Here is a 17,265-nt window from a genome sequence, read left to right as displayed (position 1 = left end):
TACTCTGCGAAGCAAAGACCTGTCTCAGACTTGGGGTATCTCAAAGGCCGGATCCGCGACATGGCCGTGACGGCACACGAGCATCAAAATCTGGGGTATCCGGACATGCAGCGCTACGCGTCATCTGGCAAGGCTTGGCCGTTGGCTCGACGGATCGGTTTGCACACTGTCGGGGCGCTCGACAGAGGCCTTCTGTGACCAACCGGGTGCCATGCGATCCAAAGTACCGCCAAGTGATCCCGGCGTTGAAACAGATCTGATGACACATCTCTGCTCCGCGACGCAGGACGGCGTCTGGGCGCCTTGATCGCTTGCACTCTTGCAGATCGCCGCGCGTGGCAATACGGCCTTTTCCCTGAGTGCGCGCATTGACGACCATAGCGGCGGTCCCCTCGATCCCAGTGGAGGGCGCGGGCAAATCAACTTAAAGCCTTAGCCCTTTGAGATCCAAGGGCCGCCACGTTCTCAGATCAAGCCCGGCGAGATCCGCATCTACCCAACGGGTCGCTTGTTGCGCTGACGCGTGCCGGGCCACCGGGCAGGCAGTCCAGTTTTCCCGCTCCAAGATCCCAACGGGCAGGATCATTGCCAACGTGATCTGACAGGTCAGCGCATGCCGGGACCGTTTGACCACCTTCACCGCCACTTTGACACAGACTGAAACGTGAGGACCCCGAATGTCCCACATTGCCCTTAGAAGACGGCCCCGGCTATAACCCCGTTACTCGCGCAGCGCAGCCGAGACAGGCACCAGCGCCACCCGCTGGGCACGTGCGTGCTGTGCCCAGGTCAGCAGCGCCGTCACCGTCTCGGGCCGCAGGCGCCCCAGCACGATGACCCGGTCCTGTCTTGTGGCGCGGAACGCGGCCTGATCCAGAAAGCGCCCCATCACCGTCGGCGACTGGCCCTTTCCATCAAGATCGTGAAAGACAACACCGGCGGGCACGCCCGCGCTCACCGCCAGTTTACGCGCCGTCTCATCTGCGCCCTCCCGGGTGATCAACCCGTGGCCGGTATCTGCGAGGACATTGGCAATCTTGGCGGCAACCCCGGGCGAGCCGTCCACGCCACCGCCCACCCCTTCGAGCACCCCGACGGCCTCCGGGACCGCGGCAAGCGCCTCTGACAGCGCGCGGGCGGCGGCATCCGGCACCGCGCCTGCGGCCAGATCAAGCGTCGTCAACACCTCCAGCCCCGCCTTGCGGTAGGCAGCCATCCGGTCGCTGGCATCCGGCAGGCGGCTGTCCACCGCGACGCTGACAGCATGGGGAAACCGGCTGAGCGCCGCGGGGCTGATGCCCGAGCCGGCGAGGTCCACGCCGGTATCCAGCAAAACGATGGCCATGCGCGGGCGGTCGTCTGCCCCGGGACCCTCGGCGGCAAACCGGACGAGCGGAGGGTCCTGCTCACGGCTGATACGCGCGCCGATGCCCTGCTGCCCGGTGGGCGCAAAACCCGTCACGGGCACATCCGTCAATTCCGGCAGCGCATTGATGGCGACGTCCGGCGCCAGCTCTTCGCCACCACCCGCGGGCGCATCGAGCCCTGCCAGCACATCGCCAGAGGCCAGATCAGGGACCGCTTCGGTTGGTGCCGCACCAAAGGTTTCTCTGGCCTGCGGCACCGCAGACGGCGACCCGCCCGGCAGCGCGACGGTGCCGCGTGCCGGTTGCGGTGCGGCCACATCTTCTTCGAGCGACGGGATATCCGACGGCTCCGGCGGGGCGGCGGCAAACGCGCCGCTTTGGGGTGGCAGCGCCGGTTGTGGGGGCTGCGCCGGATCCAGCGAAATCGCCAGATCCGAGGGTGTGAGCGTGGCGCCACTGGACGCAACAGCCGGTGCGCCCCGGTCCGGAAGATCCGGCACGGGGGCATCGCTAAGCGGCCCGGTTTCGACCGTCGTGGGGGTTTGCGGTTGCGGTGGCGCGGTGCTCTCTGCCAATGGCGGATCGCTCTGTGCCACCGGGTCGGCGACAGGCGGCGGGGCGGGTTGCGTCGAGACCGCGACGTTGCCCGCAACCTCGGGCACGGCCAACGGTGTCACCGGTGATGCGGGGCGTGCCGGGCTGTCCTGCTGCGTCAGCGCCTCGGGTGCGTCAACTGTCGGGCGCGTGGGTTCGGTCAGCGCCGCCACCCCGCCTGTCTGAGGCACCCGAGGCGCCCGGAGATCATCGGGCCGCACGGCTGCCAGCGTATCCGCATCGGGCGAGGTGGCCTTGGGCACCTCAACGGGCGTGACAGGCGCGCTGTCGGCCTGCGATGTGGCGGCGGCGGCGCCTGTCGGGGCCTGCGGTGCGGGCTGGGCCACGGGGGCTGAGGCGGTGACCACGGGCGGCATCGGCGCATCTGCAATGACCGAAGCGACTGCGGCAGCCGCAGCACTGACCACCGTCCCCACGAGAGCGCCCTTCACGAAACCGCCTGCCACCTCTGCTCCCCTCTCGTTACCCGCGACGTTGCCCGCTGCGTGTGGATCTCGCCGGTTTGCACCGCTGCCCGGCTTTCGGGGGCCTTGACGATGCTGCGCAAGCCTGAACAAGTATGCGCCACATATACCCCGCCAAAGCCCGTTTCCTCCAGCCCTGAAATCGAAGTTTTGAACATGCTGCTGCTGATCGACAACTACGACAGTTTTACCTACAACCTGCTGCATTACGTCGGCAGCCTCGGCACCGACGTGGTCGTGCATCGCAACGATGCGCTTGACGTGCAACAAGCCATGGCGCTGCGGCCCAGCGGGATCCTGCTGTCCCCCGGTCCGGGGCGGCCCGAACAGGCGGGGATCTGCCGGGAATTGACGCTGGCGGCAGCGGAAACAGGCATTCCGCTCATGGGTGTGTGCCTCGGTCACCAGACCATCGGCGAGGTGTTCGGCGGCCAGGTCGTGCAGGCGGGTGAGATCGTGCATGGCAAGCTGGGTCAGATCACCCACGCGGGCCGCGGCGTCTTTGCCGGGTTGCCCACCCCCTTTGCGGCCACGCGCTACCATTCGCTGATCGTTGCGCGCGACAGCCTGCCGGATGCGCTGGAGATCACCGCAGAACTGGACGACGGCACGATCATGGGTCTGCAACACCGCGATCTGCCGATCCACGGGGTCCAGTTTCACCCGGAATCGATCCGCTCCGAGCACGGGCACGCACTGCTGAAAACCTTCCTCGACACGCTGCCGGTTGCCGCATGAGCGAGGCGCTGAAGACCCTGATCGGCGCGGCAGCCACGGGTCCGCTCAGCGCCGAGGAGGCAGAAGCCGCCTTTGCCATCCTCTTTGAGGGCGAGGCGACCCCCAGCCAGATCGGCGGGTTCCTGATGGCGTTGCGCACCCGCGGTGAAACGGTTCAGGAATACGCCGCCGCCGCCGCCGTGATGCGCGCCAAATGCAACGCCGTGCGCGCGCCCGAGGGGGCCATGGACATCGTGGGCACCGGTGGCGACGGCATGGGCACGCTCAACATCTCCACGGCGACCGCCTTTGTGGTCGCGGGTGCGGGCGTGACGGTCGCCAAGCATGGCAACCGCAACCTCAGCTCGAAATCAGGGGCGGCGGATGCGCTCACCCAGATGGGCATCAAGGTGATGGTCGGTGCGGAGGTGGTCGAGCGTGCGCTGAAAGAGGCAGGCATCGGTTTCATGATGGCACCCATGCACCATCCGGCGATTGCCCATGTGATGCCCACCCGGGCAGAGCTTGGGACGCGCACGATCTTCAACATCCTCGGCCCTCTCACCAACCCCGCCGGGGTCAAGCGGCAGCTAACGGGGGCGTTCTCGCGTGATCTTATCCGCCCCATGGCAGAGACCCTGCACACGCTCGGCTCCGAGAAAGCCTGGCTGGTCCACGGCTCGGACGGGACCGATGAGCTCACCATTACCGGGCTGTCGTGGATCAGCGCGCTGAACCCCGATGGCACCGTGACGGATCACGAGGTTCACCCCGAAGACGCTGGCCTTGCGCCGCATCCGTTCGAGGCGATTGTCGGCGGAACACCCGAACAGAACGCCCGCGCGTTCAAGGCCTTGTTGGACGGGCAGCCCTCCGCCTACCGCGATGCGGTGTTGCTGAACGCGGCTGCGGCCTTGCTGGTGGCCGATGCGGTGCCGGACCTGAAAGACGGCGTCGCCCGCGCCGCGGAGGCGATTGACAGCGGCGCGGCCCGGGCCAAGATCGAGGCCGTCGCCCGCATCACCCAAAGCGCGTGAGCGCGCCTGCCCCGCCAGCCGCCTGGTCCGACCTGCCGTTCTTTGCGCAGGATTGGCCGCGCATCGCGGCAGAGCTCGACGCCGATCCGCGCGAGGTCCTGCCGCCCGCACCGCAGATCTTTCGCGCGCTGGCGGAGCTTGCCCCAGACGACGTTCAGGTCATCATCCTCGGACAGGACCCCTACCCCACACCCGGTCACGCACACGGGCTTGCCTTCTCCGCCGATGCCTCCGTCCGCCCGCTGCCGCGCTCACTGGGCAATATCTTCAAGGAACTGCGGTCCGATCTGGGGGCCTCTCCGCCCACCGCTGACCTGGGGTTTTGGTCGGATCAGGGCGTGCTCTTGCTCAATACCGTGCTGACCGTGCCCGCAGGCACGCCCAAGGGGCACGCAAAACTCGGCTGGCAGCGGCTGACAGCGCAGGTGCTGACACGGCTCGCCGACAGCCCTCGCGCCTATCTGCTCTGGGGAGCGGACGCGCATAAAGCCGCGCGCGACGTGGACCCCGCCGCCAACCTCAAGATAGAGACAGCTCATCCCTCGCCGCTCTCGGCGCGACGGGGATTTTTCGGCTCAGGTCCGTTCAGCCGTACCAATGTATGGTTGCAGGCCCGGGGCGCGCGCGCCATAAACTGGACCAACCCGGTGGAGTGCGCATGACAGAGACCATTCTCGACAAGATCAAGGCCTACAAGCTCGATGAGATCGCCGCCGACAAGGCCGCCAAACCGCTTGACGATGTGGAGGCGGAAGCGCGGGAGGCAGGGCCCGTGCGCCCCTTTGCCGATGCGCTGCACCACGCGAGCATCCAAGGCTACGGGCTGATCGCCGAGATCAAGAAAGCCAGCCCGTCCAAAGGGTTGATCCGCGCAGACTTCGATCCCGCCGCCCTTGCCCAAGCCTATGCCGAAGGTGGGGCTGCGTGCCTGTCCGTGCTGACGGACACCCCCAGCTTTCAGGGCGCGAAGTCCTATCTGCCCGAGGCCCGGGGCGCGTGTGATCTGCCGGTGCTGCGCAAGGATTTCATGTACGATCCCTATCAGGTGGCGGAGGCGCGCGCGCTTGGTGCCGATTGCATCCTGATCATCATGGCCTCTGTCAGCGACGCCCAGGCCGATGAGCTGGAAGACGCCGCCACCCGCTGGGGCATGGATGCGCTGCTGGAAGTCCACGACGCCGAAGAGCTGGAGCGCGCGAGCCGGTTGAAAAGCCGCCTAATCGGGATCAACAACCGCAATCTCAAGACCTTCGAGACATCGCTCGACACCACGCGCCAGCTGTCGCGCGGGGTGCCCGAAGACCGGCTGATCGTGACGGAATCCGGCCTCTCCACCCCCGAAGACCTGGCCGATCTGGCCCGTTACGGAGCGCGCATGTTCCTGATTGGCGAGAGCCTGATGCGGCAGCACAACGTGGAGGACGCAACGCGCCGTCTGCTCGCCAACCCGATGACCGCTGGCGGCATGTAAGTGACCGGCAAGCTCACGCATTTCGACGCCGACGGTGCCGCGCAGATGGTCGATGTGGGGGCCAAGCCCGTGACAGACCGCATTGCAACCGCCTGCGCGCAGATCACCATGCAGCCCGAGACCTTTGCGATCATCCGTGAGGGCCGCGCCAAAAAGGGCGACGTGCTGGGGGTAGCCCGGCTGGCGGGTATCATGGCGGCCAAGCGCACGGCGGATCTCATCCCGCTATGCCATCCACTGCCCCTTACCAAGGTCGCCGTCGATTTCGCCGAAACCCCCGACCTGCCCGGATACCGGATCGAGGCGACGGTCAAGACCACCGGACAGACGGGCGTGGAGATGGAGGCGCTGACGGCGGCCTCTGTCGCGGCTCTGACCATCTACGACATGACGAAGGCGGTCGATAAATCCATGCGGATCGACGATCTGCGCGTGACCCTGAAGGACGGGGGTAAATCCGGCCGGTACGAGGCACCATGATCCCGGTGAGCGAGGCGCTGGCGCATCTTTTTGCGCTGGTGACACCGCTGGGGGTCCAAACCGTCCCGTTGCGCGCCGCTGCCGGTCGGGTCCTAGCGCGGGATGTCGCGGCGACCCGCACCCAGCCGCCGTTTGATGCGTCCTCCATGGATGGCTACGCGCTGCGGCGGGCGGAGGCGGAGCCCGACGCGATGTTCAAGGTGGTGGGCGAGGCCGCCGCCGGGCACGGGTTTGCAGGAACCGTCGGTCCGGGACAGGCGGTGCGCATCTTTACGGGTGCGCCGGTGCCGGCCCAGACCGACTTCATCGTCATTCAGGAAGATGTCACCCGCCGCGGCGATGTGATCACGCTCAACCGCGATCTGGACACCAAAGACAACATCCGTCCCGCCGGTGGTGATTTCAGCGCAGGCGACCCGATGGCCGCGCCCCGACGGCTCGGCCCGTCGGATGTGGCGCTGCTGGCGGCCATGAATATCGCCGCGGTCCCTGTCTTCCGCCAACCTGTCGTCGCGATCCTGGCCACGGGCGACGAGTTGGTCATGCCCGGCGAGACCCCCGGCCCCGACCAGATCATCGCCTCCAACAGCTTTGGCCTTGCCGCCCAGCTGGAGGCTGCAGGTGCACGGACCCGGCTCTTGCCCATCGCCCGCGATACCTCCGCCTCGCTCACGACGGCCTTTGGCCTCGCGGCCAGCGCGGATCTGATCGTGACCATCGGCGGCGCCTCGGTTGGCGATCACGATCTGGTGGCCCCGGTGGCGGCGCAGCTGGGGATGGCGCAGTCCTTTTACAAGGTGGCGATGCGGCCCGGCAAACCGCTCATGGCCGGGCGGTTGGGCGATGTGCCGATGATCGGCCTGCCGGGCAATCCCGTCTCCGCCATGGTCTGCGGCACCATCTTTGTGCTGCCCATGATCCGCGCAATGCTGGGGCTGGACGCCGCACCCGCCCCGCGCCGGGAAGCACCGCTTGCCGCCGGTATCGCCGCCAACGGACCGCGCGAGCACTACATGCGCGCGCATCTGGGCGAGGCGGGGCTCACGGTCTTTGACCGGCAGGACAGCTCGCTCCTCAGCGTGTTGGCGCAGGCCAATGCGCTGGTGGTACGCCCGCCCCTCGACCCCGCGCGGGCGGCAGGCGCGCTGGTGTCCTACCTGCCGCTCTGAGTGTTATGAAACCGTTGACACAAAAGGGGAACATCCCTAGAACAAAGGGCAATCGAGCGCAAAACAATTCCCTCGGAGGACGAACATGCTCACTAAGAAGCAGTTGGATCTACTCGAATTCATTCACAAACGGTTACAGCGGGATGGGGTGCCCCCCAGTTTCGACGAGATGAAAGAGGCGCTCGACCTGCGGTCAAAATCTGGCATCCACCGGCTGATCACGGCGCTGGAGGAACGGGGGTTCATTCGCAGGCTGGCACACCGTGCCCGCGCGATCGAGATCGTGAAATTGCCCGAAAGCCTGGGCGGCCAGCCTGGCGGAGGCTTCTCGCCCACGGTGATCGACGGCGACAAACCCGATCAGCCGATGCCCGGTGGCGCGCAGTCGGTCAGCAGCGCCTTTGCAACGGAGGTCCCGCTGGTCGGGCGGATCGCCGCCGGTGTGCCCATCGAGGCGATTAACCATGCGGCCAACAGCGTCGCGGTACCGGGGCAGATGCTGTCCGGCTCCGGCGAGCACTATGCGCTGGAGGTCCGGGGCGATTCAATGATCGACGCAGGCATCAACGATGGTGATGTCGTGGTGATCCGCGAGACCAGTGCGGCGGACAATGGCGATATCGTAGTCGCTCTGGTCGAGGATCACGAAGCGACGCTGAAACGCTACATCCGCAAGGGCTCGGCCATCGCGCTGGAGGCAGCAAACCCCGCCTACGAGACCCGTATCTTCAACGAGGATCAGGTCAAGGTTCAGGGCAAGCTGGTCGGACTGATCCGCACCTACTGAACCCTCTGATCCCCGCGCCCGCGCGCTTTTCGAAAAGCGCGTGAACCTGTCGGCTATCGCTCGAATCCAGACATGAACTTCTGAAGCACCGCCCAGGTGCGGGGCGGAACGCTTTTCGAAAAGCGTTCCAGCGCCTAGCGGCTGCGCGAGAGCAAGACGTAGATCTTCGACACAAGCGGATCAGTCACGCCTTTTCGGGCGGTACCAGGGCGTCCACAGCCTGTCACCGGTAAGGTCCCTTGTGGAAATCAGCGCCACCTCTCCGCCTCGATCAACCAGCGATATCGCACCGGTATCGCGCAACCGGTTCGGGTCAAAGAGCAGACAGCCGGACGCGCCTTTTGGCAAAGGCTGGTTGGCCACCACGATCTGACCCGCGTCACATCCCTGAAACCCGGTCACAGCCTTTTTCCCCGCCAGATGGGTAAGTTCCACCCCACCGGGCAAGACCGCCTGACGGCTCTCTGGCCAGCGGTCGGCAGCGGTGGGCTGGTCGCTCGCATCGCCATCGTTCTCCAGCCAGTTGCGGGCAACGAAACCGGCGCCTTTCGGCTTGCTGAGCGCGCGGCCCTCGGGCGTCATGACACCCACCAGCGCACCATTCTCCGCGATCAGGCCAACGGGCCGGTCGCCCGTCGCCCAAAGCCAGAAGGCCACGATCACCGGCAGCACACCCAGACTGCGGCTGCGCCCTTGCCACAGGCACAGCCACAGAAACCCGAGTGCGATCAGCGGCAGCACCGCGACCCCTGGCCCCGGCACGAAGGACCGTGCGCCATCCAGCCCGGCCACAAAGCTGCCCACGGCGAGGATCCACTTCAGGCCCGCGCCCATGATCCACAGGCCCAGCCAGTCCAGCCCAAAGGGCGCCAGCACCAGCGCCAACACCGCCGCCGGGATCACCACCGTGCCCATCATCGGCACCGAGGTCAGGTTTGCGATCAGCCCATAATGCGAGATCGCGTTGAAATGCGCAGCCCCGATGGGCGCCGTTGCCAGCCCTGCCACGCCCGAAGAAATCAGGACGGCAACCACCGGCTTGGCCCATTTCGGTCCCATCGACAGGCGGCGGTCCCGCATGTAGCCGAAGACGGCAACCAGCGCAGTCGTGGCGGCAAAGGACATCTGAAACCCGGGGCCTAGCAGTGCCTCGGGCCGCAGCAGCAGCACGATGGTTGCCGCAATGGCCACCGCCCGCAGCGAGATCGCGCGGCGGTCGAGCATTACGGCGCCCAGGGCGACGGCGACCATGATGAACGCCCGCTCCGTCGCGACATTGCCACCCGAGAGCGCCAGATACCCCGCCGCCACGACCAGCGCGCCACCGGCGGCCAGCTTGCGCCCCGGCGCACGGAGCGCGAGAGGCGGAATGAGCGCGATCACGATCCGCAGGAGCGCAAAGACAAACCCCGTGAGCAGCCCCATGTGCAGCCCCGAAATCGCCAGTAAATGCGCAAGATTGCTGGCCCGCAGGTCCTCCAGCGCCTCCTGGCTGATCGAACTGCGCGCACCCGTGGTCACCGCCACCGCAAAGCCGCCTGTATCGCCCGGCAGCACCTCCATCATCCGCGCGGCCACCGCCATACGGACGCGAAAGACGGCCAGTTCGATCCGGTCGTCGGCGGGGCGCGCGATGGCCAGCAGCGGCACCCGGCTGTAGCCCACGCCGCCCAGCTGGCCGAACCAGGCGTGCCGCTGGAAATCAAAGCCACCGGGCTCCACCGGACCGCCCGGCGGCGACAGATGCGCCGTGGTCATGACCCGCAAGCCCGGCTCTGGGGCCACGCTGAGGCTCTGATCCCCGTGCATCGAGATCCGCACCCGTTCCGGCGTGCGCGCAGGAGACGTGCGCTCCAGCACCACCTGATCCAATGTCAGCCGCAGCGCGTCGGAACTGCTGCGATCCAGATGCACGATGCGCCCCTCGACGGGGCCGTAGTAGCGCCAGCTCATCACCGGGCTCGCCACATCATGAGCCCGATGCGCGGCCAGCAAAAACCCACAGGCCACCAGCACGAGACCCATCGCCAGCGGTGCTACGGCCTCTCCCAACCAGCGCGCGACGATCAGCAGCACCAAGGCCGCCGCGCCGACACTCAGCAGAAAAGGACCGGCAGGCTCGAACCGCAACAGGAAATAGCACCCGATGCCGATGGCCAGGCACACTGGCACCCATTCGAAAAACGCGCCGCGCTGGTGCAACAGAACGGCCCCGATCCGTGTCACGCGTCCCCTCCTTGCCCCTGCCCCCGGCACTGGGTAGACAGACAGCCTAGAGTTATGCCGCTCATGGTTACGGAAAGGTAAATTCCCTCAAATGTCCGCGCCCATTGTGACCCGTTTCGCCCCCTCGCCCACCGGATTTCTGCATATCGGCGGCGCGCGCACGGCGCTGTTCAATTGGCTCTACGCGCGCGGACGCGGCGGGAAGTTTCTCTTGCGCATCGAGGACACAGACCGCTCGCGTTCGACGCCGGAGGCAACGCAGGCGATCCTGCAAGGCATGGCGTGGCTGGGCCTCGACCACGATGGCGAGATCATCAGCCAGTTCGAAAACGCCGCCCGCCATGCCGAGGTGGCGCAGGATCTGCTGGCCCGGAAGAAGGCCTACAAATGTTTTGCCACACCCGAAGAGATCACCGAATTTCGTGAGGCGGCAGGGGCGGCAGGCACCAGTACACTTTACCGCTCCCCCTGGCGCGACGCGGATCCGGTAACCCACCCGAATGCGCCTTTCGTGATCCGGATCAAGGCGCCGCAATCGGGCGAGACGGTGATCCGAGACACGGTGCAGGGCGACGTCACGATCAACAATGCGCAGCTTGACGATATGGTGCTGCTGCGGTCGGACGGCACGCCCGTCTATATGCTCGCCGTGGTGGTGGACGATCACGACATGGGCGTGACCCATGTGATCCGCGGGGACGATCACCTCAACAATGCGGCACGGCAGATGATGATCTACGAGGCCATGGGCTGGGACGTGCCCGTCTGGGCGCATATTCCGCTCATTCACGGGCCCGATGGCAAGAAGCTCAGCAAGCGGCACGGGGCGCTCGGCGCACAGGAATACCAGGCGATGGGCTACCCGGCCGCGGGCATGCGGAATTATCTGGCCCGGCTGGGATGGAGCCACGGCGATAACGAATTCTTCACAGATGAGCAGGCACAAGAGTGGTTCGATCTGGGCGGCATCGGCAAGAGCCCCGCGCGCTTTGATCTCAAAAAGCTGGAAAACCTGTCAGGCCAGCATATCGCTATCATGAAGGATGCCGCATTGCAGAAAGAAATCGCGGAATACCGCGCAGCCGCGGGTCAGCCGCCCTTGACGCCAAAGCAGGAAGCTCGGCTGCTGCTGGCCATGTACAGCGTCAAGGAACGGGCGAAGACATTCCCGGAACTCCTTGAAAAAGCGCAGTTTGCGCTCGCGTCGCGCCCGGTGATTGCGGATGAGAAGGCCGCCAAGGCACTCGATACGGACGCCCGCGAGATGTTGAAGGAATTGACGCCGCAGCTGCAAACTGATAGCTGGACCAGAGAAAGTCTGGAGGCGATCCTGAACGCTTTTGCCGACAGCAAAGGGACGAAATTCGGGAAACTCGCCGGGCCTTTGCGTGCAGCGCTCGCAGGGCGGGCCGTCACGCCCTCGGTTTTCGACATGATGCTGGTTCTGGGGCGTGACGAGACGCAAGCCCGACTGACGGATGCAGCGCAACAAGCGGGGTAAACCTGCGATGAAATGGCCGGTCCGGGGGCATCAGACCTTCGTGCCGCGCGCCTATGGCGGGCCTGCCCGCGCGACAGACAGGAAGGACCTCCCATGACCGAAAGCACCAAATCAGCCACGCTGAGCATCGACGGCCAGAGCTATGATCTGCCGATCTTTTCGCCGACAGCCGGGCCCGATGTGGTCGATATCCGCAAGCTCTATGCGCAGGCGGGCGTCTTTACCTATGATCCGGGCTTTACCTCCACCGCCAGCTGCGACAGCACCATCACCTTTATCGATGGCGACAAGGGCGAGCTCTTGCACCGGGGCTATCCCATCGACCAGCTGGCGGGTAACTCGCATTATCTGGAAGTGTGCTATCTGCTGCTCTACGGGGAACTGCCGTCGGCAGCACAGCTGGAAGAGTTCGAGCTGAACATCACCCATCACACCATGCTGCATGAGCAGATGGTGAATTTCTTCCGCGGATTCCGGCGCGACGCGCACCCGATGGCGATCATGGTGGGCGTTGTGGGCGCGATGTCGGCCTTCTATCACGACAGCACCGACATCTCCGACGAGCGCCAGCGCGAGATCGCCAGCCACCGGCTGATCGCCAAGATGCCGACGATCGCCGCCTGGGCCTACAAGTATTCCATCGGTCAGCCCTTCGTCTATCCGCGCAACGATCTGGACTATGCGTCCAATTTCCTGCGCATGTGCTTTTCCGTCCCGGCGGAGGACTACGAGGTCAACCCGATCCTCAGCCGCGCCATGGACCGGATCTTTACCCTGCACGCGGATCACGAGCAGAACGCCTCCACCTCCACGGTACGGCTCGCGTCGTCGTCAGGGGCGAACCCCTTTGCCTGCATCGCGGCCGGTATCGCCTGCCTCTGGGGTCCGGCCCACGGTGGGGCAAACCAGGCCTGTCTGGAGATGCTCAACGAGATTGGCACGCCTGATCGCATCCCGGAGTTTATCGCGCGCGCCAAGGACAAAGAGGATCCGTTCCGCCTGATGGGCTTTGGCCACCGGGTCTACAAGAACTTCGATCCCCGCGCCAAGGTGATGAAGCAATCCGCCGATGAGGTGCTGGATCTGCTCGGGGTCGAGGATAAACCCATCCTGCAGGTTGCCAAGGAGCTTGAGGCAGCCGCACTTGCGGATCCCTATTTTGCGGACAAGAAGCTCTTCCCGAATGTGGATTTCTACTCCGGCATCATTCTGGAGGCGATGGGTTTCCCGACGTCGATGTTCACGCCGATCTTTGCGCTGAGCCGGACGGTGGGCTGGATCTCCCAGTGGAAAGAGATGATCGCAGATCCGCAGAACAAGATCGGCCGTCCGCGGCAGCTCTACCTCGGTGAGACAGAGCGGAACTACAGCGATATCGAAACACGCTGACCCGGATGCGTCCGCGCAATCAAGCCGCCCCGGCTGAGAAAGCGGGGCGGCTTTTTTCGTGCCGGATCGGTGTCTTGGCGATGCGCGCCGGATCTGCGCCACAGGGCGCCCGGCCCCGGCTTTGCGCCATCGGCGCGGCGCGCGTCCGCTGCCATAAGACGCTCAGGGCAAACGGGGGAAGCCCCCTCCCCTCCATCGAGGAGGGTCGGTGGCTGCCCGGCCTTGGGGCCGGGGGTGACCTCTCGAATGTTGGAACCTGACTGTACACCGGCATCGACAGGTCACAAAAAAGCCGCCCACGTCAGTGACGCGCGCGGCTCTTTTTTCGTTTGTACCGAGACTAGTCGATCATCGGCAGCAGCTTGTCCAGAGACGCTTTGGCGTCACCGTAGAACATCCGCGTATTCTCCTTGAAGAACAGCGGGTTCTCGATGCCCGAATAGCCGGTGCCCTGCCCGCGCTTGGAGACGAACACCTGCTTGGCCTTCCAGCATTCCAGCACCGGCATGCCCGCGATGGGGCTGTTGGGATCATCCTGTGCCGCGGGGTTCACGATATCATTGGAGCCGATCACGATGGCCACATCCGTGTCCGGGAAATCCTCGTTGATCTCGTCCATCTCCAGCACGATGTCATAGGGCACCTTGGCTTCCGCCAGCAGCACGTTCATGTGCCCCGGCAAGCGCCCGGCCACCGGGTGGATGGCAAAACGCACGGTCTTGCCCGCCGCCCGCAGCTTCTTTACAAGCTCGCTGACAGCCGTTTGCGCCTGCGCCACCGCCATGCCGTAGCCTGGAATGATGATCACGCTGTCAGCCTCGTTCAGCGCGCTGGCCACACCATCGGCCTCGATGGCGATCTGTTCGCCCTCGACCGCCTGCTGCTCGCCCGCCGGGCCGCCGAAGCCACCCAGGATCACCGACACGAACGACCGATTCATCGCCTTGCACATGATGTAGCTGAGGATCGCCCCCGAAGAGCCCACCAGCGCGCCAACCACGATCAGCAGATCGTTGCCAAGCGAGAAGCCGATGGCCGCCGCCGCCCAGCCGGAATAGCTGTTGAGCATGGAGACGACCACGGGCATATCGGCGCCGCCGATGCCCATGATCAGGTGATAGCCGATAAAGAGCGCCAGCAACGTCAGCAGCACCAACGTCCAGCTGCCTGATCCACCCAGATACATGATGGCAAAGATCAGCGACAGCGCCGCTGCGCCCGCGTTCAGCAGATGCCCACCCGGCAGCTTCTTGGCGGAGGTGTCCACCTTGCCCGCCAGCTTGCCGTAGGCGATGACCGACCCGGTAAAGGTCACGGCCCCGATCCAGATGCCCAGCACCAGTTCGACCCGCAGGATACCGATCTCGACGCCCGTTTTCTTGGCGATGAGCTGACCAAAGGAGGACAGCTCGTCGTAGACCGCTGCGGGCAGGCCGATGGCAGTGTAGCCGCCAGGGCCCACGGCCCCCAGCACGCCGCCGTTCTCGGCGTAAAGCGCACTGATGGCGTTGATCATAATGTCGGCATTGAAACCGACAAAGACCGCGGCCAAGCCCACCAGGCTGTGCATGATCGCCACCAACTCTGGCATCTGGGTCATCTGCACCTTGGTGGCCAGCTGGTAGCCTACCGCTGCACCCAGAGCGAGCAGGATGATCGAGACCACCCCCAGCCCTTGACCGGGGCCGATCAGCGTCGCCAGCACCGCAATCGCCATGCCGGCGATCCCGTACCATACCGCGCGTTTCGCGCTTTCCTGATTGGACAGCCCGCCAAGGCTCAGGATGAAGAGAACCGCCGCGACCGCATAGGCCGCAATCGTAAATCCGAATTCCATGATCCCCTACCCCTTACGATTTCTGGAACATGGCGAGCATGCGCCGGGTGACGAGGAAGCCACCGAAGATGTTGATGGCCGCCATGAAGACCGACAGCGCCGCCAGCGCCGTGATCAAGAGCGAGCTTGACCCGATCTGAATGAGCGCGCCCAGAATGATGATCGAGGAGATCGCATTCGTGACAGCCATGAGAGGTGTGTGCAGGCTGTGCGCCACGCCCCAGATCACCTGGAAGCCGATAAAGACCGACAGCACAAAGACGATGAAATGCTGCATGAAGCTCGCCGGGGCGATCAGGCCCACGGCCAGGACCAGCGCCCCGCCGACAGCCAGCAGACCCACTTGAGTCTGGGTCTGCTTCTTGAAGGCCGCGACCTCGTTGGCGCGCTTTTCCTCCGCCGTCAGCTCCTTGGCTTTTTCCTTCTTCGGGGCCGCCGCGATGGCCGCCACCTTGGGCGGGGGCGGCGGATAGGTGACCTCCTTGTCGTGGGCGATGGTCGCCCCGCGGATCACGTCATCCTCCATGTTGTGCACGATCTCACCATCCTTTTCGGGCGTCAGATCGGTCATCAGGTGCCGGATGTTGGTGGCATAAAGGCTGGAGGCCTGGGTGCCCATGCGGCTTGGGAAATCTGTGTAGCCGACAATCGTCACCCCGTTCTCCGTCACGATCTTCTCGTCCTTGACCGTCAGCTTGCAGTTACCGCCCTTTTCCGCGGCCAGATCGACGATCACCGATCCGGGCTTCATCGCCTTGACCATATCCTCGGTCCAAAGCTCCGGCGCCTCGCGGTTGGGGATCAGCGCGGTGGTGATCACGATGTCCACCTCCGGCGCCAGCTCGCGGAACTTGGCCAGCTGTGCTTCGCGGAATTCGGGTGAGGAAACAGAGGCATAGCCCCCCGAGCTTGAGCCGTCCTGCTGCTCTTCCTCGAAATCCAGATAGACGAATTCCGCCCCCATGCTCTCCACCTGCTCGGCCACCTCGGGCCGCACGTCAAAGGCGTAGGTGATCGCGCCCAGCGAGGTCGACGTCCCGATGGCGGCGAGCCCGGCCACACCGGCACCGACCACCAGGACCTTGGCGGGTGGCACCTTGCCTGCGGCGGTAATCTGTCCGGTAAAGAAGCGACCGAAATTATTGCCCGCCTCGATCACGGCCCGGTAGCCCGCAATATTGGCCATGGAGCTCAGCGCATCCATCTTCTGCGCGCGGCTGATCCGCGGGATCATCTCCATCGCGATGACGGTCGCGCCTTTTTTGGCCGCAGCCTGCATCTTGGCCTCGTCCGCGACAGGGCTGAAGAAGGAAATCAGCGTCTGACCCGCACGCAGGCGTTTCATCTCCGCCTCGTCGGGCACCCGCACCTTGGCTACCACATCCGCCGCTTTCCAGAGCGCAGCGGGGGTCTTGGCGATCTCGACGCCCGCGGCCTCATAGTCCGCGTCGGTAAAGCCCGCGCGCAAGCCCGCGCCCGCCTCGATCATGCAGCTGTGGCCCAGTTTCTGAAGCTGCCCTGCACTGTCGGGGGTCATCGCGACCCGCGCCTCACCCTCAAAACTCTCTTTTGGTGTTCCGATCTTCAATTGAAGCTCCCCCGTTCGATGCTTTTTTGCCCAAAATGGTGCTGAGACCCACGAAGTCCACTACCGTGCAGAATGCGCAGGCACAAGCACCGGGGTCGGGACACCGCGCAATAAATGAAAAGAAATCAAAGCCACCGGCGCACTTTTTGCTCATATCGCGCAAAATCTGCCCGGAAGGTGCGACGCATCCGTTTCTCTTCGGGCAGGATAAAGCGCCGCTCCAGCACCCAGACGAACACCGGCACCAAGGCCAGCGCCGGCACCGCATCCCACCACAGGCACAGCCCGGTCAGCAGCAAGACATCCGCCAGGTAGATCGGATTGCGCGAGCGTGCAAAGATGCCCGACTGGATCAGCACGGCCGGTGTCTCATGCGGGACGATCGTCGTCTTGTGCTTGCGAAACTCCAATGCGGCCAGAACCGTCAGCACCACACCGCCACCAACGAGCACCCCCGCCAGCAACAATGTCACCGGATGCCGGAGGCTCAGCCCAAGTGGCAGAAACTGCGCCTGCGCCCAGGCGAGTGCGGCAAAGACCACCAGCCACAGCGGCGGCATATCTAACCACTTCATTGCCCTGCCCTTTCCGATCGTCGCTTGCATGGTGCGCACCGC

Annotated in this window: 14 protein-coding genes; 9 read left to right on the top strand and 5 right to left on the bottom strand. The window is 65.1% G+C overall.

The window, feature by feature from the left end; translation table 11 throughout:
* Positions 1-721: 721 nt before the first annotated feature.
* Complete coding sequence (locus tag Q1A53_RS09150) at positions 722-2,428, bottom strand: divergent polysaccharide deacetylase family protein (protein ID WP_299965425.1); 1,707 nt, start codon at positions 2,426-2,428, stop codon at positions 722-724.
* 174 nt (positions 2,429-2,602) lie between these two features.
* On the opposite strand from Q1A53_RS09150, the gene Q1A53_RS09145 reads away from it, so the two are divergent.
* The 7 genes from Q1A53_RS09145 to lexA all read left to right on the top strand — a co-directional run bounded on the left by Q1A53_RS09145 (position 2,603) and on the right by lexA (position 8,107).
* Positions 2,603-3,184, top strand: a complete 582-nt coding sequence (locus Q1A53_RS09145) for an aminodeoxychorismate/anthranilate synthase component II (protein WP_299965422.1) — start codon at positions 2,603-2,605, stop codon at positions 3,182-3,184.
* On the top strand, positions 3,181-4,200 hold the full coding sequence (gene trpD, locus Q1A53_RS09140) for an anthranilate phosphoribosyltransferase (protein ID WP_299965419.1): 1,020 nt from the start codon (positions 3,181-3,183) through the stop codon (positions 4,198-4,200). Before Q1A53_RS09145 ends, trpD begins: the two co-directional genes overlap by 4 nt.
* The gene (locus Q1A53_RS09135) at positions 4,197-4,862 is read left to right on the top strand and encodes a uracil-DNA glycosylase (RefSeq protein WP_299965416.1); all 666 of its coding nucleotides are present in this window, start codon (positions 4,197-4,199) and stop codon (positions 4,860-4,862) included. Before trpD ends, Q1A53_RS09135 begins: the two co-directional genes overlap by 4 nt.
* Positions 4,859-5,671, top strand: a complete 813-nt coding sequence (trpC, locus tag Q1A53_RS09130; protein ID WP_299965413.1) for an indole-3-glycerol phosphate synthase TrpC — start codon at positions 4,859-4,861, stop codon at positions 5,669-5,671. Before Q1A53_RS09135 ends, trpC begins: the two co-directional genes overlap by 4 nt.
* Complete coding sequence (moaC, locus tag Q1A53_RS09125; RefSeq protein ID WP_299965410.1) at positions 5,672-6,151, top strand: cyclic pyranopterin monophosphate synthase MoaC; 480 nt, start codon at positions 5,672-5,674, stop codon at positions 6,149-6,151.
* A complete protein-coding gene (gene glp, locus Q1A53_RS09120; protein ID WP_299965408.1) occupies positions 6,148-7,320 on the top strand; it encodes a gephyrin-like molybdotransferase Glp in 1,173 nt (390 codons plus the stop codon). Before moaC ends, glp begins: the two co-directional genes overlap by 4 nt.
* Before the next feature lie 85 nt (positions 7,321-7,405).
* Positions 7,406-8,107 carry a transcriptional repressor LexA gene (gene lexA / locus Q1A53_RS09115; protein WP_299965406.1) on the top strand — a complete coding sequence of 234 codons (702 nt, stop codon included), beginning with the start codon at positions 7,406-7,408 and terminating at the stop codon, positions 8,105-8,107.
* A gap of 180 nt (positions 8,108-8,287) precedes the next feature.
* On the opposite strand, the gene Q1A53_RS09110 is transcribed toward lexA, so the two are convergent.
* Positions 8,288-10,333 (bottom strand): ComEC/Rec2 family competence protein, encoded by a 2,046-nt coding sequence (locus Q1A53_RS09110; RefSeq protein ID WP_299965403.1) that lies wholly within the window; start codon positions 10,331-10,333, stop codon positions 8,288-8,290.
* 91 nt (positions 10,334-10,424) lie between these two features.
* Between Q1A53_RS09110 and gltX the strand changes: the two genes are divergently transcribed.
* The gene (gene gltX, locus Q1A53_RS09105; protein WP_299965400.1) at positions 10,425-11,834 is read left to right on the top strand and encodes a glutamate--tRNA ligase; all 1,410 of its coding nucleotides are present in this window, start codon (positions 10,425-10,427) and stop codon (positions 11,832-11,834) included.
* 93 nt (positions 11,835-11,927) lie between these two features.
* Positions 11,928-13,223, top strand: coding sequence for a citrate synthase (gene gltA / locus Q1A53_RS09100; protein ID WP_299965397.1), 1,296 nt, complete (start codon positions 11,928-11,930; stop codon positions 13,221-13,223).
* A 340-nt stretch (positions 13,224-13,563) separates the two neighbouring features.
* Here gltA and Q1A53_RS09095 read toward each other — a convergent pair whose 3' ends face one another.
* The 3 genes from Q1A53_RS09095 to Q1A53_RS09085 form a co-directional block, all read right to left on the bottom strand.
* The gene (locus Q1A53_RS09095; protein ID WP_299965394.1) at positions 13,564-15,060 is read right to left on the bottom strand and encodes an NAD(P)(+) transhydrogenase (Re/Si-specific) subunit beta; all 1,497 of its coding nucleotides are present in this window, start codon (positions 15,058-15,060) and stop codon (positions 13,564-13,566) included.
* A gap of 13 nt (positions 15,061-15,073) precedes the next feature.
* Positions 15,074-16,648, bottom strand: a complete 1,575-nt coding sequence (locus Q1A53_RS09090; protein WP_299965391.1) for a Re/Si-specific NAD(P)(+) transhydrogenase subunit alpha — start codon at positions 16,646-16,648, stop codon at positions 15,074-15,076.
* 125 nt (positions 16,649-16,773) lie between these two features.
* The gene (locus tag Q1A53_RS09085) at positions 16,774-17,223 is read right to left on the bottom strand and encodes an isoprenylcysteine carboxylmethyltransferase family protein (protein WP_299965388.1); all 450 of its coding nucleotides are present in this window, start codon (positions 17,221-17,223) and stop codon (positions 16,774-16,776) included.
* Positions 17,224-17,265: the final 42 nt, after the last annotated feature.

Origin of the sequence: uncultured Roseobacter sp. (assembly GCF_947496515.1) — a bacterium.
Taxonomy (GTDB): domain Bacteria; phylum Pseudomonadota; class Alphaproteobacteria; order Rhodobacterales; family Rhodobacteraceae; genus Roseobacter.
This window is presented reverse-complemented; position numbering and strand designations above follow the sequence as displayed.